This window comes from Halorientalis brevis, assembly GCF_023077655.1.
The window spans coordinates 91,916-113,821 of record NZ_JALLGV010000007.1; the positions used below are offsets into that span (position 1 = coordinate 91,916).

General features: G+C 66.3%; 23 protein-coding genes. 14 read left to right on the top strand and 9 right to left on the bottom strand.

Features of this window, described 5'->3' with window-relative positions:
- Window positions 1–55: 55 nt before the first annotated feature.
- The gene (locus MU553_RS15945) at window positions 56–781 is read left to right on the top strand and encodes a type 1 glutamine amidotransferase (protein ID WP_247379231.1); all 726 of its coding nucleotides are present in this window, start codon (window positions 56–58) and stop codon (window positions 779–781) included.
- A gap of 6 nt (window positions 782–787) precedes the next feature.
- Here MU553_RS15945 and MU553_RS15950 read toward each other — a convergent pair whose 3' ends face one another.
- The 5 genes from MU553_RS15950 to MU553_RS15970 all read right to left on the bottom strand — a co-directional run bounded on the left by MU553_RS15950 (window position 788) and on the right by MU553_RS15970 (window position 4,102).
- On the bottom strand, window positions 788–1,948 hold the full coding sequence (locus MU553_RS15950; RefSeq protein WP_247379233.1) for a LolA family protein: 1,161 nt from the start codon (window positions 1,946–1,948) through the stop codon (window positions 788–790).
- A 143-nt stretch (window positions 1,949–2,091) separates the two neighbouring features.
- Window positions 2,092–2,322, bottom strand: a complete 231-nt coding sequence (locus MU553_RS15955) for a hypothetical protein (RefSeq protein ID WP_247379235.1) — start codon at window positions 2,320–2,322, stop codon at window positions 2,092–2,094.
- Between the two features lie 179 nt (window positions 2,323–2,501).
- The gene (locus MU553_RS15960; protein ID WP_247379237.1) at window positions 2,502–2,969 is read right to left on the bottom strand and encodes a cupin domain-containing protein; all 468 of its coding nucleotides are present in this window, start codon (window positions 2,967–2,969) and stop codon (window positions 2,502–2,504) included.
- Between the two features lie 165 nt (window positions 2,970–3,134).
- Window positions 3,135–3,299 carry a DUF6757 family protein gene (locus MU553_RS15965; protein ID WP_169302421.1) on the bottom strand — a complete coding sequence of 55 codons (165 nt, stop codon included), beginning with the start codon at window positions 3,297–3,299 and terminating at the stop codon, window positions 3,135–3,137.
- A 293-nt stretch (window positions 3,300–3,592) separates the two neighbouring features.
- Window positions 3,593–4,102, bottom strand: coding sequence for a metallophosphoesterase (locus tag MU553_RS15970; RefSeq protein WP_247379239.1), 510 nt, complete (start codon window positions 4,100–4,102; stop codon window positions 3,593–3,595).
- Between the two features lie 112 nt (window positions 4,103–4,214).
- On the opposite strand from MU553_RS15970, the gene MU553_RS15975 reads away from it, so the two are divergent.
- Window positions 4,215–5,168: a cation diffusion facilitator family transporter gene (locus tag MU553_RS15975; protein ID WP_247379241.1), complete on the top strand. Its 954-nt coding sequence runs from the start codon at window positions 4,215–4,217 to the stop codon at window positions 5,166–5,168.
- On the opposite strand, the gene MU553_RS15980 is transcribed toward MU553_RS15975, so the two are convergent.
- Entirely contained in the window at window positions 5,165–6,352 is a 1,188-nt protein-coding gene (locus MU553_RS15980) for a hypothetical protein (protein ID WP_247379243.1), read from the bottom strand. The genes MU553_RS15975 and MU553_RS15980 overlap by 4 nt on opposite strands.
- 121 nt (window positions 6,353–6,473) lie before the next feature.
- Here MU553_RS15980 and MU553_RS15985 point away from each other — a divergent pair, with 121 nt between their 5' ends.
- The 3 genes from MU553_RS15985 (at window position 6,474) to MU553_RS15995 (ending at window position 11,598) form a co-directional block, all read left to right on the top strand.
- Window positions 6,474–8,669, top strand: coding sequence for an ATP-dependent DNA helicase (locus MU553_RS15985; RefSeq protein ID WP_345893386.1), 2,196 nt, complete (start codon window positions 6,474–6,476; stop codon window positions 8,667–8,669).
- Window positions 8,670–8,778: 109 nt separating this feature from the next.
- Entirely contained in the window at window positions 8,779–8,946 is a 168-nt protein-coding gene (locus MU553_RS15990; RefSeq protein WP_247379245.1) for a hypothetical protein, read from the top strand.
- A gap of 66 nt (window positions 8,947–9,012) precedes the next feature.
- Window positions 9,013–11,598, top strand: coding sequence for a PAS domain S-box protein (locus MU553_RS15995; protein WP_247379248.1), 2,586 nt, complete (start codon window positions 9,013–9,015; stop codon window positions 11,596–11,598).
- Here the strand turns inward: MU553_RS15995 and MU553_RS16000 are convergent, their stop codons facing one another.
- The 3 genes from MU553_RS16000 to MU553_RS16010 all read right to left on the bottom strand — a co-directional run bounded on the left by MU553_RS16000 (window position 11,599) and on the right by MU553_RS16010 (window position 12,647).
- Complete coding sequence (locus tag MU553_RS16000) at window positions 11,599–12,105, bottom strand: 2'-5' RNA ligase family protein (RefSeq protein ID WP_247379250.1); 507 nt, start codon at window positions 12,103–12,105, stop codon at window positions 11,599–11,601. It lies immediately after the preceding gene.
- A 48-nt stretch (window positions 12,106–12,153) separates the two neighbouring features.
- Window positions 12,154–12,339, bottom strand: coding sequence for a hypothetical protein (locus MU553_RS16005; protein WP_247379252.1), 186 nt, complete (start codon window positions 12,337–12,339; stop codon window positions 12,154–12,156).
- 125 nt (window positions 12,340–12,464) lie between these two features.
- The gene (locus tag MU553_RS16010; RefSeq protein WP_247379255.1) at window positions 12,465–12,647 is read right to left on the bottom strand and encodes a DUF7554 family protein; all 183 of its coding nucleotides are present in this window, start codon (window positions 12,645–12,647) and stop codon (window positions 12,465–12,467) included.
- A gap of 88 nt (window positions 12,648–12,735) precedes the next feature.
- Between MU553_RS16010 and MU553_RS16015 the strand changes: the two genes are divergently transcribed.
- The 9 genes from MU553_RS16015 (at window position 12,736) to MU553_RS16055 (ending at window position 21,854) form a co-directional block, all read left to right on the top strand.
- Complete coding sequence (locus MU553_RS16015) at window positions 12,736–13,833, top strand: helix-turn-helix transcriptional regulator (RefSeq protein WP_247379257.1); 1,098 nt, start codon at window positions 12,736–12,738, stop codon at window positions 13,831–13,833.
- A 155-nt stretch (window positions 13,834–13,988) separates the two neighbouring features.
- The gene (locus tag MU553_RS16020; protein ID WP_247379259.1) at window positions 13,989–14,855 is read left to right on the top strand and encodes a hypothetical protein; all 867 of its coding nucleotides are present in this window, start codon (window positions 13,989–13,991) and stop codon (window positions 14,853–14,855) included.
- A 47-nt stretch (window positions 14,856–14,902) separates the two neighbouring features.
- Complete coding sequence (locus MU553_RS16025; RefSeq protein ID WP_247379261.1) at window positions 14,903–15,619, top strand: DUF7345 domain-containing protein; 717 nt, start codon at window positions 14,903–14,905, stop codon at window positions 15,617–15,619.
- A 246-nt stretch (window positions 15,620–15,865) separates the two neighbouring features.
- On the top strand, window positions 15,866–17,113 hold the full coding sequence (locus MU553_RS16030) for an argininosuccinate synthase (protein WP_247379264.1): 1,248 nt from the start codon (window positions 15,866–15,868) through the stop codon (window positions 17,111–17,113).
- Between the two features lie 4 nt (window positions 17,114–17,117).
- Window positions 17,118–18,599: an argininosuccinate lyase gene (gene argH / locus MU553_RS16035; protein WP_247379266.1), complete on the top strand. Its 1,482-nt coding sequence runs from the start codon at window positions 17,118–17,120 to the stop codon at window positions 18,597–18,599.
- Window positions 18,600–18,797: 198 nt separating this feature from the next.
- The gene (gene lysW / locus MU553_RS16040; RefSeq protein WP_247379269.1) at window positions 18,798–18,962 is read left to right on the top strand and encodes a lysine biosynthesis protein LysW; all 165 of its coding nucleotides are present in this window, start codon (window positions 18,798–18,800) and stop codon (window positions 18,960–18,962) included.
- A gap of 122 nt (window positions 18,963–19,084) precedes the next feature.
- Window positions 19,085–19,945, top strand: a complete 861-nt coding sequence (gene lysX, locus MU553_RS16045) for a lysine biosynthesis protein LysX (protein ID WP_247379271.1) — start codon at window positions 19,085–19,087, stop codon at window positions 19,943–19,945.
- Window positions 19,945–21,000, top strand: a complete 1,056-nt coding sequence (gene argC / locus MU553_RS16050) for an N-acetyl-gamma-glutamyl-phosphate reductase (protein ID WP_247379273.1) — start codon at window positions 19,945–19,947, stop codon at window positions 20,998–21,000. Before lysX ends, argC begins: the two co-directional genes overlap by 1 nt.
- Before the next feature lie 17 nt (window positions 21,001–21,017).
- The gene (locus tag MU553_RS16055) at window positions 21,018–21,854 is read left to right on the top strand and encodes an acetylglutamate/acetylaminoadipate kinase (protein WP_247379275.1); all 837 of its coding nucleotides are present in this window, start codon (window positions 21,018–21,020) and stop codon (window positions 21,852–21,854) included.
- Window positions 21,855–21,906: the final 52 nt, after the last annotated feature.

Consider the following 21,906-nt stretch of genomic DNA (forward strand, 5'->3'; position numbering starts at 1 on the left):
GGCAAGCCCTGCCGAACCGAGAGCCATTTGAGGCGAGAGATGCTGTACTAGAGTGATGACGCGGCCACGCATCGCTCTGCTGAACGCAGCCCACGACGGCGCAGACACCCGACGGAACTTCCGTCGCGAACTCGACGCGGACCTCGTCGAGTACCACTGTCCATCCGGCGAGGTCCCCCAGTCGTTCGCGTTCGACGGCTGTCTCGTCACGGGCTCGCGCGCCTCGGTCTACTGGGACCGCGAGTGGATCGACCAGGTCCAGTCCTGGGTCGGCGAGGCGATCGACGCCGGGCTGCCGTTCCTGGGCGTGTGTTGGGGCCACCAGTTGCTCGCCGACGTGCTCGGCGGCACGGTCGAGGACATGGGCGAGTACGAGATCGGCTATCGGACCGTCGAGCACGACGACACGGCGCCGCTCCTGGCCGGCGTCGACGACGAGTTCACCGTCTTCACGACCCACTCGGATCGAGTGGTCGAAGCCCCGCCGGGTGCGCGAGTGTTCGCCGAGAACGACTACGGGATTCACGGCTTCCGGAAAGACCACGTGTTCGGCGTCCAGTTCCACCCCGAATACGACACGGCGACCGCCGCCGACGTGACGAAGGGCAAAGACGACCAGCTCTCGGCGGACCGCATCGAACGAGTCCTGGACGGCATCACCGCAGAGAACTACACCGCCGCCTGCGAGGCCAAGCGCCTGTTCGACAACTACACCGAGTACGTCCGGCAGGTCAGCCGCGACGGCACTGCGAACGGACCACCGAGCGCCGCGGACGACTGAGGTCGGTCAGTCGCTGCCTGTTTCGTCCGGACAGCCGACCGACGCTGCCACTTCTATCAGCTGTTCTTTCGAGAGTGCCACGTCGACCGGCGCCGAGACGAAGTACTCGTCGTCGCCACAGCGCCAGCGGACGCGTCCGTGACCGTAGTGGACGTACTGGCGCTCGAACTCGGCGGGCCGGCCCGCGACGGTCGTGTTCGGGTCGACGGCGTCGTCCGTGATCTGCGGGTCGGTCCGGATGACGCCCAGCCGCGAGATGCCGTCGCTGTACACCTGTGAGACCGTCGTGCCGTTGGCCTCGTGGACGCGGAGACCGTAGCTGAACTCGAAAGAGTCGGGCACCGCCGCCGTCACCAGCGACCCGCTCGCGTTCCGGGCGAGGGCGGCCCGCGTGTGGTACCGCGTGACGTCCGGGTGCTGTTCGGTGACGATCGGGACGCCCTCGACCGGCGGCGCCGCGAACCGCTCGTCGGGCACGTCGACGCCGAGGGAGACGTTCGTCAGCCGGACGGTCCGCACGACGGTCTCGTTCCCGTGGGTCGCCGTCGTGCGGGCCCGCACGGGAAGCCGTCGCTGGGCGTCGATCCAGATGCGCGTCGACGCGTTGCCGATCTCGCTGTCGGGAGCCGTCAGCAGCGACGCCTCCTTGCCGCCGACCGCGAGCGAGATCGTCCGATCGTACTGACTGTAGGAGAGCTGGACCGTCTCGGTCCCCTCGATCGTCTCGCTGCCGTCGTACGTGACGTTCCGGTGGTCGAACAGCGACTCGGTGATCCTGACGAGGAGGTTCGTCGACCGCGACTGGTTGCGGGGCCGACGACGGACGACGTCCTCGCCGGTGTCGTAGTACCACTGAGTCGTCTGGTTGGCCAGGAATATCGGCTGCCTGCCGGCCGGCGTCTCCAGGTAGGTGAGGTTGTATCGACCCGATTCGTAAGCGAGGCGCATACGGACTCGCTGGGTCGTGTCGCCGTACGTGACGGACTGAACCATCGTGACGCGGTAGCTCTCCAGGTTCGCGACGCGGTCCGAGACCGTCTGCTGGATCGCCGTCGAGTTGTTGGGCAACTCGCTGCCGTCGTCACTGCCGAGGAAGGCGACGGCACCGGCCAGGACGAGGGCAACCACCAACACCGTGGCGAGGACCCGGCGGTCGGGCGCGGTCATTGTTTGCAGCGTACTGTGCCGAGTGGTTTGAATCATCCGCTTCGCCGACATAAGGCGCTGCCGCCCGGGACGCCCACCAGGCGGGAACGGTACCACCGGTGCGTCGCTCCCGTCCACAGACGCCGCGACGGCGCGTCCGCGGGTCACGCCCCGACGCGCGCGCCGAGCTGAACCGCCAGGAGACCGACGACCGAAAGGGCCGCAACGAACGCGAAGACCTGGCCGAGGAACAGCGGGTCCGCCCGGCGGAGGTGGATCGCGATCAGTGCCGTGGACGACAGCGAGAAGACCACGACCTTTCCGAGCTGTTTCCGCATCGGCGTGGAACCGGCGTCGCGTTCCGCCGTCGCCGCGTCCCGAGCACCAGGCGCCATGTACGCATCATGCCAGCGCCGGCAAAGATAAACCCGAGTAAGTTTGAGAACGTTGTCTACGGACGACACCGGTGTGCTATGTGGACGTACAGAGACAGCGGAACGCTCGATCGATCCGATCGAAACGAAGCAGGCAGACGGCGGACCGACGGCGGCCGTCCCAGCGGAGAGCGACCACGCTACTGGAAGCGGCCGGTCTCGGCGCCGCACTCGGCGCAGATCGTCAGGATCGCGTCGCGGTCGTCGGTGAGTTCCAGTTCCTGTTCGGTCCGGCCACCGCAGTCCGAACACGCCCGGAGCATCTCGGTCTCGCCCATCTCTGCGGGCGCGCCCATCGCGAGGGCGATCACGCGCTCGTCGTCCTCGTTGGTGCCGAGTTGCCACTCGCCCGGTTCGAAGCGAACGGCCTCGCCCTCGGTGGCGGTCACGTCGCCGTCCTCCGTCTCGAACGTGACGGTCCCCTGGGCGATGTAGAACACTTCCTCCTGGTCGGCGTGGCGGTGATAGCCGAAGCCGAAGCTGTCGCCCGGCGCGAGTTCGTAGTAGTTCAGTACCATGTCGGTCGCCCCCAGCGCGTCGGAGACGGGCCGTTTCACGTCGGCCGGCCCCATCCGGTCCTCGACGTCGTCGACGTTCGTCCGTTCCATGCCAGCGTGTTTACCTGCCCGCACCAAAAGTCACTCGGCGTAACACCTCGTCGGTGACCGACGCGGCGCCACGGCTGGCGGGTCGAAACACCACGGCGACGAATCAAAGAGAGGGCTCGCGGCGCGAGAGCGCCGGCTAGTCAGCCGGTCGGCCAGACGCGGAACTCACTCCGGACCGTCGATGTCGAGTTCCTCTTCGAGATTGGCGAGGGCGTCGCTATCCGCGAGCTGCTCCATCTGTTCGCGAAAGTGCCGCTGGCAGACACCGACTTTGACGCCGTCTTTTTCGACCGCGACTTCGGCGTTGCGGTCGCAGTAGTGACACCGCATACCCTACCGTTGAACCTCCGGTGCTTTGAACCCTACGGCGGCGTCTGACAAGTGGCTCACATCTGGCAGACGGCATGATTTCGCTTCCCTGACCCCCTGAACCAATAGCTGTCGGACGAGAACGGAAGCGGCGAACGTCACCGCGACCCGGATGGGTAAAACGGCTCTTTGAGTCTCCGTCGACTACATTTAAGTGTGGGCTGTAGCAGTGAGTGTCCCCGCACGCTTCGGCCCTCCACGACGACCCCGCTGGCGGCTCTCCGCGACCCGTGCTGTCCTGGGACGTGCGTTCGCTACTTCTTTATCTCGAACTCCTCGAAGACGGTCCCGTCGGGTTCGACCAGGCGGCCGCTGATCCGACCGTCTCGCCGTTCGAGTTCGGCGTGCGCCGGCCGGTAGCGACGCGGCTGGGCGTGGCTCCCGGGATTGAGTAGCGTCACGTCCCCCGCCTCGTGAACGCCGGGGCGGTGGGAGTGGCCGAACACGACGAGGTCGGCGGCCTCCTGACGACCGAGCATGGCCAGTGCCGTCTCGGAGTGTTCGTGACCGTGTACGACGACCAGTCGGATGCCCTCGCTCTCGACGACGCGCTGGTCGGGCAGGCGCTCCCGAACGGCGGGCGTGTCGTTGTTGCCGACGACGCCGGCGACCGTACCGGCTTCCGCGACGAAGGCGTCGAGGACGGACTCGGTCGTGAAATCGCCGGCGTGGACGACGAAGTCGGCTTCGCGGACGGCCTCCAGCGTGCGACCCTCCAGACGATGTGCGTCCTGGCTGTGCGTGTCGGAGACGACGGTGAGCATGGCAGCGGCTACGGGGCAGGAGGCAAAAGGGAGCGTGACTCGGCGTCGGCGAACTGGTCGACGAACCAATCGAACAGAACACCTTTTGGGCTGCCGGGGGAGCGGTGACGTAATGGCAGGCAACAGCAAAGGGGTCGTCATCGCGGCACTCGTCGCGAACGGCGCGATTGCGATACTGAAGTTCGTGGGGTTCCTGCTGACACAGAGTCCGTCGATGCTCTCGGAGACGTATCACTCGATCTCAGACACCGGCAACCAGGTGTTCCTGCTGATCGGCATCCGGTACGGCGCTCAGGAGGCCGACCAGCGCCACCCGTTCGGCTACGGGAAAGCGCAGTTCTTCTACAGCTTTCTCGTCTCCGTCCTGCTCTTCGGGATCGCCGGGTGGGAGTCGGCGAAACACGGCTACGAAGCGCTCACCCACCTCGGTGAGGGACACCACGCGAGCACGGCGACGCTCCCGATCCTCGACATCACGTTCGACGCCGTGTTCGTCAACTACGCCGTCCTCATTGGGGCGATCGTCTTCGAGACCTACGCGTTCGTCAAGGCGCGCAAGGAACTGAAACGCCAGATCGACGTCCACGACTGGAGCGGCTACCGCGAGGCGTTCAGCAAAACGTCCGACGTGACGACGCTGACGGCGTTCACCGAGGACTTCATCGCCCTGGCCGGTGCCGGCATCGCACTCGTTGGCATCTACCTCTCGCGGACGACTGGGAACCCCGTCTTCGACGCGGCGACGGCGCTGCTCATCGGACTGATGCTCATGGGCTTTGCCATCGCGCTCGCCTGGGAGAACAAGCGGCTCCTGCTGGGCGAGAGTCTGCCCAGCATGCGTGAGCAGAAGCTCCGTGACATCGTCACCGACAGCGAGGGCGTCAGCGACATCGTGGACTTCCGGACGGTGTACTTCGGTCCGGGGAAGATCTTCGTCGCCGCCGACGTCGCCTTCGAGAACGGCTACTCCACCGACGAGATCGACGAGCGCATCACCGCCATCGAGGACGCGCTCAAGGCCGCGGAATCGCACGTCCACAAGGTGTACATCGAACCCGAGATCTAACCCGCGTTCTGCCAGGCCTGGTAGTACGTCGGCGCGTGCAACACGACCACCACGGGGCGACCCTGGGGATGGTTGATCGTCGGGCGGATCGTCTGTTCTGGGCCGCCATCGGTCGAGTAGGTGACGTTGTACGCCCGGGTCGCCGTCGCCGTATCGGCGTCGGCGTCCACCGTCGTGTTCATCTGAACGTACGTCCCGACGGTTTCGTTGTAGAGGAACAGCGAGACGTTCCGCTCGTTCGCCCCAGCGGGGAGTTGCGACTCGTCGTACCCCACCGTGATGGTCGCGTTCGCCGACCGGTCACGGACGACGGGATCGACGACGGGAGAGACGGCAGCGTCCGCGACGAATCCCTCCGCGAGCCAGTCGTTCTCGTTTTCTCGCAGGGCGACGTGTCTGCGGTCGGTCGCGTCGGTCACCCGCAACCGGGCGTCCAGTTCGGGATGTTCGACGACGACGGTCCCGGTAGCCTCGGCCACCGGAGCATCGCGGATCAGGGACACCCAGCGGGGTGGCTCGACGGTCGTCTCGCCGACATCGGTGACGGTGAACGATTCGACGACGTCGATGCCGCGGTCCGGAGAGAACGTCCCGCTGGTGTAGTTCGTGACGAGTCCCGACTCCGTGGCGACGGCTTTGCGGTACGGGCGTGGCCCCGAGGCGTTCGTGTAGTCGATTCCCGGCGTCAGGACGTATCGCGTCTCACCCTCGACAGTCGTGGTGTTCGTCACGACGAGTCCACCGCTGGTAGCCGCGAGCAGGTCCGCCCCGGTCGAGCGGTTCAGCGTCGCTGGCCGCGCGACGTACCGGTGCGTCCCGTCCTCGGTCCGGTTGCGAAACGCCGCTTCGTCCGTCTGGAAGAACGTGTCTCTGAACGTGTCGTCGATGCGGGCGAGACCGCTCCCGTCGACGCTCGTGACCCGCGGACCGCCCCGCCGGTCGACCCTGAGCGTGTAGCTCCGGTTCTCGAGCAGTTTCGCGTGCGCACGAGCCAGCGTTTCCAGTTCGACAGTCGCACCGACGGCGAGCGTGAGACCGGACTCCTCGGAGGCGGGTGCGGTCGACGTCGGCGATTCGGGCGATGGGTGCGTCGTCTCGGCCGTCTCGGTGGTCGGTCCACCGCCGGCACACCCCGCGAGCGCCACCAGCACGGCGCAGCAAATGACAGCGAGCGGACGAGACATAGTTCGTAGACGTGACCGTTCGACGATAATTGTATCGGCTACGTATGGGGGACAGTTCGAGCCGATTCGGTTGCCAGTTCGACGCCGCATCTTTTTGTTCGAGAGCGAACAACGAGTGCGTGTGGCGACAGACGGCGCGGACTACACGCGGTTTTTCCCCTACGATGAGCCGTACGACCACCAGCGCGAGGCGATGGCCCAGATCCACGAGGCGCTCACCGACGGCGACGACGTCCTCTTCGAGGGCGCGACCGGGACCGGCAAGACGCTGGCGTCGCTCGTACCGGCGCTCGACTACGCCCGCGAGCACTCGAAGACGGTGGTCATCACGACCAACGTCCACCAGCAGATGCGCCAGTTCATCCAGGACGCCCGCGCCATCACGAAGCAGGAACCCATCCGCGCCGTCGTGTTCCGCGGGAAAGGGTCGATGTGTCACATCGACGTGGGCTACGACGAGTGTCAGGCCCTCCGCGACACCACTCGCGACCTCGTCGACACGGAACAGGACAGAGCGGAACTGAAAGAGCGCGAGCAGGCGCTCTTAGAAGACAGTCAGGCCGGCAGCGAGGAGGCGGCGGAAGCTCGCCAGTCCGTGATGAACGAACTCGACGCGGTCGAGGACGACCTCGAAGACCTTCGTGAGACCGAGAACACCTGCGAGTACTACTACCAGAACCTCACCGGGAACACCGACGAGTTCTACGAGTGGCTGTTCGCGGACGTGCGCGACCCGGACGACATCTACGAGTACGCCGAGATGGAGGGCTTTTGCGGCTACGAACTCCTCAAAGAGGGGATGGAGGGCGTCGACCTGGTGGTGTGTAACTACCACCACCTGCTCGATCCGACGATCCGCCAGCACTTCTTCCGGTGGCTCGGCCGGGACCCCGAGGACGTCATCGCCGTCTTCGACGAGGCGCACAACGTCGAGAACGCGGCCCGCGACCACGCGACGCGCACGCTCACCGAGAACACGCTCGACAGCGCGCTGGACGAACTCGCCGAACGCGACGACCTGCGGGCCGAAGCGGCCGCGAACGTCATCCGGGCGTTCCGCATCGCGCTGGCGGACACCTACGAGGACGCCCTGGAGTTCGGCGAACGCGAGAAAGTCGGCGAGAACTGGTACGACCTGTCGATCACCAACGAGACCGGCCGGGACGACCTGACGCTGGCCTTCCTCAAGCAGTACACCGGCCCGGGCATCGAGCAGGATCTGGAGGACGCCCTCACCTACGGGCGCATCCTGGACGAGGAGTACGAGGACGCCTACAAGAACGGCGACGCCAGCACGCGCCAGGAGTGCCAGACGCTCCAGGCCGCCCAGTTCATCGCGACCTGGATGGACGAGAGCGCCCAGGAGGGCCAGTACCCGGTCGTGAGCCTCCGCCGGGAGGACGGAGACGGGGAGATCTACGGCCGGGCAGAGCTGTACCGGTGTATCCCCCAGCACGTCACGCGCTCGCTGTTCGACGAACTCCACGCGAGCGTCCTGATGAGCGCGACTCTGCGCCCCTTCGAGGTGGCCGAGGACGTGCTCGGCCTGGACGAGCCTGCAACGCTGGCCTACGGCGCGCAGTTCCCCGAGGAGCGCCGTCGGACGTACACGGTGGAAGCGCCCGCACTGTTCGCCAGCAAGCGCGACGACCCCGGCGTGCAGGACACGATCGCCGGGATCCTGGAGGACGCCATTCGGTTCACGCCGGGCAACACGCTGGCTTTCTTCCCCAGTTACGGCGAGGCCGAACGCTATCACGAGCGAGTCAGGTCGAACTCGACACTCATGCTGGACAAGCCAGCGACGCGCGCCGAGGACCTCCGCGAGCGGTTCACCGACAGCGACGACGCGGCGCTGTTCACGTCGCTGTGGGGCACGCTCGCCGAGGGGGTGAGTTTCGACGACGACGACGCCAGAACGGTGGTGGTCGTCGGCGTCCCCTACCCGCACTTAGACGACCGGATGGAAGCCGTCCAGGCGGCCTACGATCAGGCGTTCGGCGACGGCGGCAACGAGTGGATGGGCACCGAGGACGCTGGCTGGGCCTATGCCGTCGAGATTCCGACGGTACGCAAAACCCGCCAGGCGCTCGGCCGCGTCGTGCGCTCGCCCGAGGACTTCGGGGCGCGCATCCTCGTCGACAAGCGCTACACCCTCGAAGGCGAGCGCGAGATGGGCAACTACACGGTCAGGGAGACGTTCCCGGCCGAGCAGCGCCGAGAGATGATCGACATCGCCCCCGAGAAGCTCAAGTTCGCGATGCTGAACTTCTACACCGACATGGACGCCTGGGACGGCGACCCGCCGAAACCCTAGCGTCGCGGTCAGTTGCCCCACGGTTGCGAGGAAATAGCGGAGACGTCTCGCTTACATACCAGATCCGAGTAGGCAAGCGACGACACTGTCCGACGACCGCAAGGGCGAGATGTTCGGGAAAGGCCACGACAGCGATGGGACCGGTATCGGACTGTCCCTCGTCTACCGGTTAGTCGACCAGTACGGCGGGTCGGTGTGGGGAGACGGCGCAGTGGCGCGGGGAGCGATCGTCGGCATCGAACTTGAAACCCAGCTACCAGATGATCGAGTGACATAAGCGGGAAGTGAGACGGTGACAAGCGAGGTATGTATATGGCCGGAGTCAAATTTGAGAGCGAGCAGAATGTCAACTGACGGGGCACCAAGGGAGATTCGCGTGCTGGCAGTCACTGCTGACGACGAGTACGCGACGCAGATCGAAGCGCGGCTTCCTGCTGACGGTGACATCGAAGTCACGACCGTTGCGACCGTCGAGGAGGCACTGGACCGCCTCGCCGACGGCACGAGAATCGACTGTATCGTCAGCGATCACGACCTCCCGGACACCGACGGGGTCGCGTTCCTGGAAGCCGTCCGCGCCCAGACGCCCAACCGTCCCTTTATTTTGTTCACCAGCAAGGGGAGCGAATCGCTGGCCAGTCAGGCGATCTCGGCCGACGTGACCGACTACCTCGTCAAGGAGCGCCACGGCGACCAGTGGGAGCGGTTGGCCGACCTCGTCCGTGACGCCGTCTCCTACTCGCGGTCACACGGCGACCTCATCGAGCCCCACGAACGGGCGAAAGACGTTCTCAACGCGGCACACGATACGATCGCGATCGTCCGCGACGGACGCTACGAGTTCGTCAACGACGCCGGTCTCGAACTGCTGGGTGCCTCGACCAGGGCAGCTCTCATCGGAACGCCCGTGGCAGCCACCATCGCAGGCGACGAGCATCCGTTCTCGGTCGACAACATGGCGGAGATTCAGCGCAGAGACCGGAGCGTCAACCGGAGTGAAGCACGGCTCCTCGGCCTGGACGGGACGGAGACGCCGGTCGATATCACCGGCACCGGCATCGAGTGGGCGGGAGACCCGGCGATCATTCTGGTCGTCCGGGACATCTCGGAGCTCAAAGAACGCAAACAGGAACTCGCGCTGAAAGACCGGGTGATGGACGACGCCCCGGTCGGCATCACGATCGCCGACGCCACGCAGGACGATCATCCCCTGCTGTACGCCAACGAGCGGTTTCAAGAACTGACGGGCTACAGTGAGGGCGAGCTACTCGGGCGGAACCCGCGCTTTCTCCAGGGCGAGAAGACGAAGCCGGAGCCGGTCGCGGCGCTGCGGCAGGCGATCGACGACGACGAGTCCGTCACGGCCGAACTCACGAACTACCGGAAAGACGGGTCCGAGTTCTGGAATCGCGTCACCGTCGCGCCGGTCGAAAACCGCGACGGGGACGTGACACAGTACGTCGGGTTCCAGGAGGACATCACCGAGCGTCGGGAGTCCGAACGGAGCCTCCGCCAGTTCCGGCGCGCCGTCGAAGCCGCCGGGAACGTCATCCTCATCACCGACACCGACGGCACGATCGAGTACGTCAATCCCGCCTTCGAGTCGGTCACGGGCTACAGCAGCGAGGAAGCCCTCGGCGAGACGCCGCGCCTGTTTAGCTCCGGCAAGATGTCGGACGAGTACTACGAGAACCTCTGGGAAACCGTCCTCGCGGGCGACGTCTGGAAAGACGAAATCGTCAACCGCCGCAAGTCGGGTGAGCTGTACCACGCCCGCGAGACGATCGCGCCACTGACCGACGACGACGGGGACGTCACGGCCTTCGTCGCCATCCAGACCGACATCACCGAGCAGAAAGAGCGCGAAGGCCAGCTCCAGCAGTACGAACGGGCCATCGAAGGCGCGAACGACCTCATCTGCGCGACGGACACGAACCACAACTACCTGTTCGCCAATCGGGGCTACCGGGAGTACCACGACATCGAGCAGGACGACATCAGCGACCTGACGCCCGAGGAGGTGCTGGGATCGGACGTCTGGGAGACGGTCGAACCGCACATCGACCGGACGCTCGCCGGCAACTCCGTCCACTACCGGATGGAACGGTCGCGCCCGAACCGCTCCGATCGGACCTTCGACGTCCGGTACTATCCGCTCGAAGACGGCGAAACCGGCGAGGTCGAGGGCGTCGTCGCAACCCTGCGGGACGTCACGCCACAGAAAGACCGGGAACGCCAACTCCACGTGCTCGACCGCGTGTTGCGACACAACCTCCGGAACGCGATGAGCGTCATCACCGGGAACGCGGAACTGATCGCCGCCGAAACGGAGACCGAGATGCAGGGACTCGCCGAGAACATCATCGAGACCGCCGACCAGTTGCTCGGGGTGACGGAACGCGAACGCAAGATCGTCGAGGTGCTCTCGGAGGCGCGGCTCGTCCACCCGCTCGAAATCTCGGCGCACATCAGGCGGCCAGTCGCGGATCTCCGCCAGCGCCACCCGAACGCGACGATCGACCTGACGATGCCCGAGGAGGTCCACGCCGCCACGATCCCCCAGATCGAGCAGGCGATCAGTGAACTCCTCGATAACGCCGTCGAGCACAGCGACCGCGACGAACCAGCGGTCTCGGTGACTGTCGAGTCTCATCCCGAAACGGTCGAGGTCCACATCGCGGACGACGGCCCGGGCATCCCCGAACAGGAGCAGACGATCCTGACCGGCGAGGACGAGATCGACCCCCTGTATCACGGCAGCGGCCTGGGGCTCTGGCTGGTCAACTGGATCGTCACGCACTCCGACGGAACGCTCGGCTTCGAGGAGAACGACCCCCGGGGCAGCGTCGTCCAGCTCACGCTGCCGAAAACCCACACGGACCAGCCGATCGCAGTCGCCGGCCGACCGACAGAGACGTCCGGCGAGTGATCACAGCGGCAGCGAGACGCGACTCGCTGGCTGTTCGCGCGTGGCGTCCCAGAAGACGAGTTCGTCGACGACCCACTCGATCGGGTCGATCTCCGTCTCGGCGAGGCGACGTGCAGCCGCGGCCTGGCCCCCACGGGCGACGGTGACGTGTGGAACGTACGCCGCTCCCTCGATTTCGGAGACTGGATCGAACGTTTCGCAGAGTCGGTCGTGCAGGGCCTCGAGCCCTGGGCTCTCGACCCGGAGGTAGACGACCGGCGCTGGACCGGACGGCACCGTCTCGAAGAGTTCGACGTCGGCGACGCGGGCTTCACAGGCGGGCGTACCGGCCAGGGCGTCGCGAGCGCGGGCCTCCAGATGGGCGTAGCCGAGATCGTCGTCGGTCAGGCGCTTGACGACGAGCGTGTGCGACCCGCGAACGCGGGACTGGGCGTCGAGGAGGTCACGCGCCAGGTCGTCGGCGAGGGCTGCGACGGCGGACGGGACGGGCGCGTTCAGGCTGTACACGATAGGCACTGCTGGGAGCGGGACGACCGAAAAGGGTGCTGGTCCCGGTCAGAACGTCGCGATGAAGATCAGCCCGGCCGAGACGAACCCGAGCAGAATGAACTGCAAGGGGAACAGCGGGATCGTGATGCTGTAGTAGTGCGCCAGTCCCTCCAGGATCACCATGATCTGCAGCAGTCCCAACCCCAAGAAAGTGAAGAGGTTTCTGACCTTCGCCGCCGTAACTTCCCCCATTGCTACCGATAAATTCGACTGGTTTCAGTATAAAACCAAGGGTCTCGACAGAACTACCGGCCGAGCCTCGTATTCTTGGTAGGTTGTACTTGAAGGGTCGGGGTCCCGGCGGGGACGGCGAGTGGCTAGATGCGGTCGGTCAGATAGAGGGCGATGAGGACGACCATGAGAAGGCCAAAGAGCGGGCGGAAGGGGCCGAACACGACGCTGATGAACTCGGAGATGATTTCCAGGAGAATCCAGACGATAGCGAGCACGAGGAGGATCTTCAGGAGGTCCTCGACGTCGACCGCTGCGCGGGGCGTCATTGGCGGATGTCGTCGCGACGGAGGGATAGGCGTTGTGGCCGACGGCGAGCAAGAAAGGATTTCAGGACGCCACGAATACGGGGCAGCGATGACACGCGCCGGCACGGTCGTCCTCATGCTGGTACTCGGGATGGTGAGCCTCGGAGCGGTCGGGGTGACCGTCGCAGCAGCGGACGCGTCGACGCACACCCACGCCGTGACGCCCGAGGCAGTGACGGGAACCCAGACGGACGTCGATCCGGACAGGGTCCTGTTACGGGCCGCCGTTCAGACTGACGGCACGGCCACGTGGACCATCGAGTACCGGGTGCGGCTCGACGACGAGAACGCCACCGACGCCTTCGAGTCCGTCGCCGCGGAGATCCGGAACGACTCCTCGCCGTACACCGAGCGGTTCACCGACCGCATGCAGGGGACGGTCTCGGGCGCGGCGGACGCGACCGGGCGCGAGATGGCGCTCCGGAACGTCAGCGTCGAAACCGACCGGCAGAACATCGGCCAGCCCTACGGGATCATCCGGTATCGGTTCACCTGGACCGGGTTCGCCGTGACCAACGAGACGCACATCGAGGCAGGCGACGCCCTCGCCGGGTTCTACCTCGACGGCGAGTCCCAGTTACGCGTCGACTGGCCCAGCGAGTACCGGACCGTCTCCGTCTCGCCGAACGCGACCGAACGCCTCGACAACGGCGTCGTCTGGGATGGCCGTCGCGACTTCGGCAGCGACGGCCCGCGCGTCGTGGTCACCACCGAGCCAGCGCCCAGTTCCGGGAGCGGCGTCAGCGGGACCACGCTCGTCGGTGCCGCCGTCGTCGCCGTGCTCCTCGGGGCCGGCGGCTACCTCTGGGCGCGCCGCCGGGGCCTGATCGGCGGCCAGGACCGCGGCCGACCCGCCGAAGCCGGGACCACCGCTGGAACGCAGTCGACGGAGCCAGCCAGCGAACAGTCGGCCGACGGTCAGGACGACGACCCGGCCGAGGAACTCCTGAGCAACGAGGAGCGAGTACTCAAGCTCGTAGAGGAGGAGGGCGGCCGCATCAAACAACAGCAGGTCGCCCAGCGGCTCGACTGGACGGACGCGAAGACCAGCCAGGTCGTCACGAAGCTCCGGGAGAACGACGAGATCGAGGTGTTCCGCCTCGGCCGCGAGAACGTCCTCACGCACCCGGACGACGACAGTATTTAATCCTGGCGACGGTTCAGCGGACCGTTCACGATATCGGCTCCGAAAACCACCCGACTACAGCAGGTTTGAATCTGGCTTAATCCGGCTTAAGCGTCGTTGATTCGGGACAGCGATCGACCATTTATATGCTCGTAGAGTGCCAAGCAGGAGACACAATGCGACGCACACTGTCCCTCCTCGCGGCTGTGCTCGTCGTCGTCGGCACGCTGGGTGCCGGGACGGCACTGGGTGCAGTCCACTCGCCACTCAGCGAGACGAACGACCCGGCGGCCGTCGCCGCGAACGAATCGAACGCGACCGTCGCGCCCGGCGAACGCCTGGCAGGCGTCGTCGGCGCCCAGGAAGCCGAACTGGACGGCGAGATCGACTCCCGGAGCTTCGGGCTGGCGGTCGCCGGTGCGTCCAGCGACGAGGCCAAGGCCGCGCTGATCGCCGAGAAGGTCAACGAGACCCAACGGGAACTCGGGAACCTCACGCAGCAGCGCGAGCAGTTGCGCGAGGCCCGCCAGAACGGTAGTATCAGCCAGGGCGAGTACCGCGCTCGCATCACAGAACTCGCTTCCCGAACGGAGAACGTCGAACGCGCGGCGAACGACACCGCCAACGCCTCGCAGGGACTCCCGGCTGACCTGCTCGAATCCAAGGGCGTCAACGTGACGGCGATCCAGACGCTCGGCGACCAGGCGAAGAACCTGAGCGGCGGCGAAGTCGCCGACATCGCACGGTCCATCGCCGGGCCGCAGGCGGCTGACAGGGGTCAGCCCGACGACCGCGGGGCCGACAAGCGGCCGGACGAGCGCGAGCGGGGCAACGCCAGTGATAGCGGCCAGGCCGGACAGTCGGGCGGACCGAACGCCCCGACGGCGTCGGGCCAGAACGGTGCGGGACAGCCCGACGGCACTGCCACCGACCAGAGCGAGCCGAGGGCCACGGCGACCGACGACAGCGGGTCGAGCGATCGCGACCGCGGTGGCAACGCCGGTGGGTCGAGTGGCAGCAGCGACAGCGCAGGGGCCCGCTAACCGCACTGGCCACGGTTTTTATCACTTCGCCGATGAATGTTCCTGACATGAACCGCAGCTACGTCGTCACGATGGCGGTCGTCGCACTCACGGTTTTCAGCGCAGTGACGCCGGCGGCCGGAGCGACGGCCGCGGAGTCCCCCGAGCGGTCGTTCGTCGTGGACGTCCACGAGGACGGTTCGGCGACGGTGACGATGACGACGACGTTCGATCTGGCGAGCCAGAACGAGAGCGACGCCTTCGAGCAACTCAAAAACGACCAGCAGGCGCGCGAGCGCTTCCGCGTTCGGTTCCGCGACCGGATGCAACGCGTCGCCGCGGACGCGGCCAACGCGACGGGGCGCGAGATGTCGATCACCGACGCGACCGTCGACCTGCGAACGGTCGGAGCGACCGGCGTCGTCGAACTCTCGGTAACCTGGGACGGCCTGGCTGCCGTCGAGGGCGATACGCTCACGATCACAGAGCCGTTCGCCAGCGGCTTCACGCCGGACCGACCGCTCAAACTGATCGTCCCCGACGAGTACGCCGTGACGAGCATGGCCCCAGCCGCGGATAGCAGTCTCGACGGAACCGCCACCTGGAAGGCGGGATCGCCCCTCGACGGGTTCGCGGTGACGGTCGAACCGATCGACGCCGGCGAGTCGGGGACGACGGCAGCAAGCGGGACGGAGACGTCCAGCGGAGACGGCCCCGGGTTCGGGACGGGGCTCGCAATTACCGCGATCCTTGGTACCGGATACCTCGCTCTGCGACGCTTCTAGCGGGCGATTTCCATCTCGGAACTTTTTAATACGCGTCTGTGAATAGATTCGAGTACATGACACGGACCCGCCGGAATGGCTCGCAAGCGGTTGCGAGTGGCGAGTCCGTCCGCCTTTTCCGACGACGACGACCGGGCCGTTAGGCCCACCTCTACTCCACTTCATTCCACGGTTGTTCTCACTCACCGCACACCGGCTGGTTCCGGAGCGGTCTTGAACCACTGATACATCACCCACACCACACACATGCCAGAACCAAACGACACCGAAGGAACGGTCGCGCTCGCCTTCTCCGGCGGGCTCGACACCACAGTCTGCGTCCCGCTGCTGAAAGAAGAGTACGGCTACGACGACGTCATCGGCGTCACCGTCGACGTCGGTCAGCCCGAAGAAGAGTTCGAGGAAGCCGAAGAGACCGCCGAGGCGCTCGGCCTCGACAACTACGTGGTCGACGCCAAAGACGAGTTCGCGGACCTCTGTCTCGACGCCGTCAAGGCCAACGCCACCTACCAGGGCTATCCGCTGGGGACCGCGCTCGCGCGCCCGGTCATCGCCGAGGCCATCCTCGAAGTCGCCGAAGAGCAGGGCTGTACCGCCCTCGCCCACGGCTGTACGGGGAAAGGCAACGACCAGCTCCGCTTCGAGACGGTCTGGCGCGACTCCGAGCTGAACGTTCACGCGCCCGTCCGCGAACTCGGGCTCACGCGCGAGTGGGAACAGGAGTACGCCGACGAGAAGGACCTGCCCGTCGAGGGCGGCGACGGCGGCCGCTGGAGCATCGACACGAACCTCTGGAGCCGCTCGGTCGAAGGGTCGGAGCTGGAAGACCCCGCACACGTTCCCGGTGAGGAGATTTACGACTGGACCGAGACGCCCGGCGGCAAGGACGCCGAACTCGTCGAGATCGAGTTCGAGCAGGGCGAGGCCGTGGCCGTCGACGGCGAGGAGATGGACGCCGTGTCCCTCATCGGTCACCTCAACGACCTCGCTGGCGCCCACGGCGTCGGCCGCACGGACACGATGGAAGACCGCATGCTCGGGCTCAAGGTACGCGAGAACTACGAGCACCCGGCAGCGACGGTCCTGCTGGCCGCCCACGAGGCGCTCGAAGGGCTCGTCCTCACGAAGGAGGAGCGCAGCTTCAAGCAGGGCATCGACCAGGAGTGGGCCGAGAAGGGCTACCAGGGCCTCGTCAACGCCCCGCTGTTCCGCGCGCTCGAAGGGTTCATCGACGAGACCCAGACGCGCGTGACCGGCACCGTGACCGTGAAACTGCAGGGCGGCCAGGCTCGCCCGGTCGGTCGCGAGAGCCCGTACGCCTGCTACGCCGAGGGCCACGCCTCGTTCAACACCGAGGACGTCACAGACGACATCGAACAGGGCGACGCGACGGGCGTCGCGAAGTACCACGGCTTCCAGGAGCGCCTGGCGAACAAGGTCAGCGAGGCCGCCGACGCCGAGACAGCGAACAAAGCAGTTTCAGACGACGACTAAATCCATGAGCGAGGAACCCACAGACGATAGCAGCACGGATGCCAGTGGTGACGTGGTCCGCCGGGACCGCTTCAGCGGCGGCCCCGCGCGTGGGTTCCTCTCGTCGCTCGCCGCCGACGAACGCATCTTCGAGGCTGACCTCGCCGTGGACCGCGCCCACGTCGTGATGCTCGCCGAGCAGGGGATCGTCGACGAGGACGACGCCGGGGCCATTTTCGACGCGCTCGACGAGATCGAGGACGCCGGCCACGGCGACCTCCCCGACGGCGAGGACGTCCACGCCGCCATCGAGACCGCAGTGATCCAGCGCGTCGGACAGAAGGGCGGCCGGATGCACACCGCCCGCTCGCGCAACGACGAGGTGGCGACCTGCATCCGCTATCGCCTGCGCGCGGACCTGCTCGACGCAGTGGAAACGGTGGTCGGCGCACGCGAGCAACTGCTGGAGACGGCTCGCGAGCACACCGAGACGGTGATGCCCGGCTTCACGCACCTCCAGTACGCCCAGCCGACGACGGTGGCGCACTACCTGCTCTCCTACGAGCGGGCGCTGGCCCGTGATACGGAGCGTCTCGTGGACGCCTACGACCGGACGAACCGCTCGCCCCTGGGCGGCGCGGCCTTCGCGGGCACGCCGTTCGACGTCGACCGCGAGCGCACCGCCGAGTTGCTCGGCTTCGATTCGGTACTGGTGAACTCGATGGACGCCTCTTCGGCGCGCGATTTCCTGCTGGAGGCGACGACGGCGCTGGCCAACCTGGCGACGACGCTGTCGGGGCTCGCCGAGGACGTCGTGATCTTCGCCAACGACGGGTACGTCGACCTCTCGGACGACTACTCCTCGACGTCGTCGATCATGCCCCAGAAGAAAAATCCCGACACGCTCGAACTCGTCCGGTCGCGGGCGGGCGACGCCCACGCGGCCGTGTCGGGACTGCTGACCACGCTGAAAGGGCTACCCCGTGCGTACAACCGCGACCTCCAGCGAGCGACAGGGCACGGCTGGGAAGCCGTCGACGCCGTGATCGACGCCACGGAGGTCGCCGCCGGCGCTGTGGCCACTGCCGAGTGGAACGAGGACGTGCTCGCCGCGGAGGCGGGCGATGGGTTCTCGACGGCGACGGGCGTCGCCGACCTGCTGGCGATGTCCGGCGTTCCCTTCCGGACGGCCCACGAGATGGTCGCGCTGGCGGCCGAGCAGTCGGCCGATCCCGACTACGAGACGCTCGAATCGGCGGCCCAGGAGGTCCTGGGCGAGTCGCTGTCGGCACACGTCGACCGCGACGCCGTCGAAGCGGCGCTCGATCCCGCCGAGAGCGTGGCGAGTCGTGACTCGGCCGGCGGCCCGGCTCCCACGGCAGTCGAGGGACAGCTCGACGCTGCCGAGGACGACCTGGCAGCCGACGAGGCGGCGCTGGCCGACGAGCGCGAAGCGCTGTCGGGTGCCGAGAACATGCTCCGCGAGGAGGTGGCCGAGTATGTCTGAGAGCCTCGTCCGCTGCCGACACCCGCGACGACCGACCTTCCCATCCCCGCGAGGGGATAATATACCAAATTCATGATACTGAAATCGTGAAACACCGTATTGCCCGCTTTTGCACCGTTAGACGGTAGTTTGTGACTTTCATTTTCGCCGACAAGTCCGAAGGGTTTAAGTACATCCGAAGGGGAGATAGAGGTACCAATGACGGAATGCATCGAGTGCGGGGCGGAAGTGTCCCTGCACGACGACCTGGAAGTTGGAGAGATCGTTGACTGCTCGACCTGCGGTGCGGAACTGGAGGTCGTGGACACGGATCCCGTCGAGCTCGACTCGGCGCCCGAGCTCGAAGAGGACTGGGGTGAATAAGCGGTGACAGCGGTCGGAGCGGCTTCCACAACGACCACCCTCGCGTTCGTGCGCGCGGGCGCTGAGACCTCGGCCGGAGAGGGAGCGCTCCGTCCCGCCTGCACGACCCAGTGGAGGTAACAATGAATGTAGGAATTCTCTACTCGCGCATCCGCAAAGACGAGAAGCTCTTGCTCTCGGAACTGCGCGATCGCGACCACGACGTCACGAAGATCGACGTACGCAAACAGCAGTTCGGACTCACGGAGGCGCCGGCGGACTTCGAGGACGTCGACGTCGTCGTCGACCGGTGTCTGGCGACCAGTCGGAGCGTCTACGCCACTCGCTTCATCGAGTCCTACGACATCCCGGTCGTCAACCACCCCGACACCGCCGAGGTCTGCGCCGACAAGGCGAAAAACAGCCTCGCGCTGGTCGAAGGCGAAGTGCCGACGCCCGAAACGACGGTGGCGTTCACGAAGGACGCGGCCATGGAGGCCATCGAGGACTTTGGCTACCCCTGCGTCATCAAGCCCGTCGTGGGCTCGTGGGGTCGGCTGATGGCGAAGATCGACAGTCGGACCGCTGCCGAAGCCATCCTCGAACACAAGGCGACCCTGGGCCACTACGAGCACAAGGTGTTCTACGTCCAGGAGTACGTCGAGAAGGGCGGCGAGGACATCCGCGTGCTGGCGACCGACGGCGAACCCGTCGCCGCGATGGTCCGCTCGTCGGACCACTGGATCACGAACGCCGCCAAAGGCGCCGACACCGACGAGTTCGGCCTCGACGACGAAGCGCTCGATCTCGTCGAACGCGCCTCCGAAGCGGTCGGCGGCGGTCTGCTCGGGATCGACCTCATGGGCACCGAGAACGGCTACACCGTCCACGAGGTCAACCACAACGTCGAGTTCAAAGCGCTGAACGACACGACCGACGTCGACGTGCCCGCCAAGGTCGTCGACTGGCTCGAAACCAAAGTCGAGCAGGAGGTGACCGCCTGATGTCCGCGAACGGCGAACCGTCACTGACGGCCTCGGTCGTCGGCGGCTCCGGCTTTACTGGTGGGGAGCTCCTGCGGTTGCTGTACCAGCACCCCGAGTTCGAGGTGACCCAGGCGACGAGTCGCTCGTACGCGAACAAGACCGTCGGCCACCAGCACCCCAACCTCCGCGGGATGGACCTGCGTTTCTCCAGCCCCGAGGACCTCGAATCGGTGGACGTGCTGTTCGCCGCGACGCCCCACGGCGTCTCGATGGAACACATCGACGAGTTCCAGGACGCCGCCGGAACAGTGGTAGACCTCTCGGCTGACTTCCGCCTCGACACGGAAGAGCAGTACGACGAGTGGTACGACGGCCACGACCGCCCCGAACTGCTCGAAAAGAGCGAGTACGCTCTGCCCGAACTGAACCGGGAGAACCTGGAGGGCGCGGACCTCATCGCGTCGGGCGGCTGTAACGCCACGGCGACCATCATGGGGCTGCTCCCCCTGTTCGAGCAGGACGTGCTCTCGGGCGACGAGCAGATCGTCGTCGACGTGAAGGTCGGTTCCTCCGAGGGCGGCGCTGGCGGCGGCGAAGCCTCCAGCCACCCCGAGCGCTCGGGCGTCGTCCGCCCGTACGCGCCCACGGGCCACCGTCACGAGGCCGAGATCCAGCAGTTCCTCGGCGTCGACGTCTCCTTTACCGTTCACGCGGTGGAGATGACGCGCGGTGCCTCGGCGACGTGTCACGTCTTCCCCAACGGCCCCGTCTCGAAGGGCGACCTCTGGGGCGCGTATCGGGGAGCGTACGAGGACGAACCGTTCGTCGAGCTCGTCGCGGGCGGCGGCGGGGTGTATCGCTACCCCGAACCCAAGGCCGTCGCCGGGACGAACAAGGCAGAAGTCGGCTTCGAACTCGACCCCGCGAACAAGCGCGTCGTCGTGTTCTCGGCCATCGACAACATGATGAAAGGCTCGGCCGGCCAGGCCGTCCACGCGGCCAACGTCGCGCTCGGCTTAGAGGAGACTGCTGGCTTGGACTTCGCGGGCCTGCATCCCGTCGGCTCCCCATAGCCAGAGGTGATTTTTATATGACAATCGTAATCAAAGTCGGAGGTGCCCGTGCCGTTGACCCGGCGGGTGCCCTTTCGGACGTCGCATCGCTTTACGAAGACGGCGAGTCGGTTGCCGTGGTTCACGGCGGCTCGACCGCCGTCGACGACACGCTGGAACGCCTCGGGATGGAGCCGGAGTACGTCGAGACGCCGTCGGGCGTCGTCGGTCGCTTCACCGACGAAGACACGATGGAAGTGTTCGAGATGGTGTTCGGCCACCTCAACACGCAGCTCGTCGCTGGCCTCCAGAGCCTCGACGTGGACGCCGTCGGTCTCAACGGCGTCGACGGGAAGCTGCTGCACGGCCCGCGGAAGTCGGCCGTGCGCGTCAAAGAGGACGGCAAGAAGAAGATCAAGCGGGGCGACCACTCCGGGACCATCAAGGAGGTCAACACTGACCTGCTGGAGTCGCTACTAGACGGGAGCTACGTCCCCGTCGCCAGTCCGCCCATGGCGGGTGCCGACGACGGCGAGATCACCCCCGTGAACACGGACGCCGACCGCTCGGCCGCCGCCATCGCCGGCGCGCTCGACGGCACGCTCGTCCTGCTGACGGACGTCGAGGGCGTCTACGAGGACCCCGACGATCCCTCGACGCTCATCGAGTCCGTCGAGACCGCCGAGGAGTGGGCGGAACTGGAAGCAGCAGCCGAGGGCTTCATGAGCCGCAAGATCATGGCCGCAGAGGAAGCGCTGGACAACGGCGCCGAAGAAGTCGTCATCGCCGACGCCAACGCCGAGGACCCCATCCTCTCGGCGCTCGACGGCAGCGGGACGCACCTGTATCAGGAAGCTTTGGAGGACACACAATGAGTTCTGAAATACGCAAGGCGCATTTCAACGTCACAGGTCTCACCGGAGGTGA

Coding starts and splice junctions, on each gene's coding strand:
- MU553_RS16020 (WP_247379259.1), top strand. CDS start 13,989: ATGCGACGCACACTGTCCCTCCTCGCGGCTGTGCTCGTCGTCGTCGGC.
- MU553_RS15960 (WP_247379237.1), bottom strand. CDS start 2,969: ATGGAACGGACGAACGTCGACGACGTCGAGGACCGGATGGGGCCGGCC.
- lysW (WP_247379269.1), top strand. CDS start 18,798: ATGACGGAATGCATCGAGTGCGGGGCGGAAGTGTCCCTGCACGACGAC.
- MU553_RS16030 (WP_247379264.1), top strand. CDS start 15,866: ATGCCAGAACCAAACGACACCGAAGGAACGGTCGCGCTCGCCTTCTCC.
- lysX (WP_247379271.1), top strand. CDS start 19,085: ATGAATGTAGGAATTCTCTACTCGCGCATCCGCAAAGACGAGAAGCTC.
- MU553_RS16010 (WP_247379255.1), bottom strand. CDS start 12,647: ATGACGCCCCGCGCAGCGGTCGACGTCGAGGACCTCCTGAAGATCCTC.
- MU553_RS15965 (WP_169302421.1), bottom strand. CDS start 3,299: ATGCGGTGTCACTACTGCGACCGCAACGCCGAAGTCGCGGTCGAAAAA.
- MU553_RS15945 (WP_247379231.1), top strand. CDS start 56: ATGACGCGGCCACGCATCGCTCTGCTGAACGCAGCCCACGACGGCGCA.
- MU553_RS16005 (WP_247379252.1), bottom strand. CDS start 12,339: ATGGGGGAAGTTACGGCGGCGAAGGTCAGAAACCTCTTCACTTTCTTG.
- MU553_RS16025 (WP_247379261.1), top strand. CDS start 14,903: ATGAACCGCAGCTACGTCGTCACGATGGCGGTCGTCGCACTCACGGTT.
- MU553_RS15975 (WP_247379241.1), top strand. CDS start 4,215: ATGGCAGGCAACAGCAAAGGGGTCGTCATCGCGGCACTCGTCGCGAAC.
- MU553_RS15990 (WP_247379245.1), top strand. CDS start 8,779: ATGTTCGGGAAAGGCCACGACAGCGATGGGACCGGTATCGGACTGTCC.
- MU553_RS16015 (WP_247379257.1), top strand. CDS start 12,736: ATGACACGCGCCGGCACGGTCGTCCTCATGCTGGTACTCGGGATGGTG.
- argC (WP_247379273.1), top strand. CDS start 19,945: ATGTCCGCGAACGGCGAACCGTCACTGACGGCCTCGGTCGTCGGCGGC.
- MU553_RS15995 (WP_247379248.1), top strand. CDS start 9,013: ATGTCAACTGACGGGGCACCAAGGGAGATTCGCGTGCTGGCAGTCACT.
- MU553_RS15950 (WP_247379233.1), bottom strand. CDS start 1,948: ATGACCGCGCCCGACCGCCGGGTCCTCGCCACGGTGTTGGTGGTTGCC.
- argH (WP_247379266.1), top strand. CDS start 17,118: ATGAGCGAGGAACCCACAGACGATAGCAGCACGGATGCCAGTGGTGAC.
- MU553_RS16055 (WP_247379275.1), top strand. CDS start 21,018: ATGACAATCGTAATCAAAGTCGGAGGTGCCCGTGCCGTTGACCCGGCG.
- MU553_RS15955 (WP_247379235.1), bottom strand. CDS start 2,322: ATGGCGCCTGGTGCTCGGGACGCGGCGACGGCGGAACGCGACGCCGGT.
- MU553_RS15970 (WP_247379239.1), bottom strand. CDS start 4,102: ATGCTCACCGTCGTCTCCGACACGCACAGCCAGGACGCACATCGTCTG.
- MU553_RS15980 (WP_247379243.1), bottom strand. CDS start 6,352: ATGTCTCGTCCGCTCGCTGTCATTTGCTGCGCCGTGCTGGTGGCGCTC.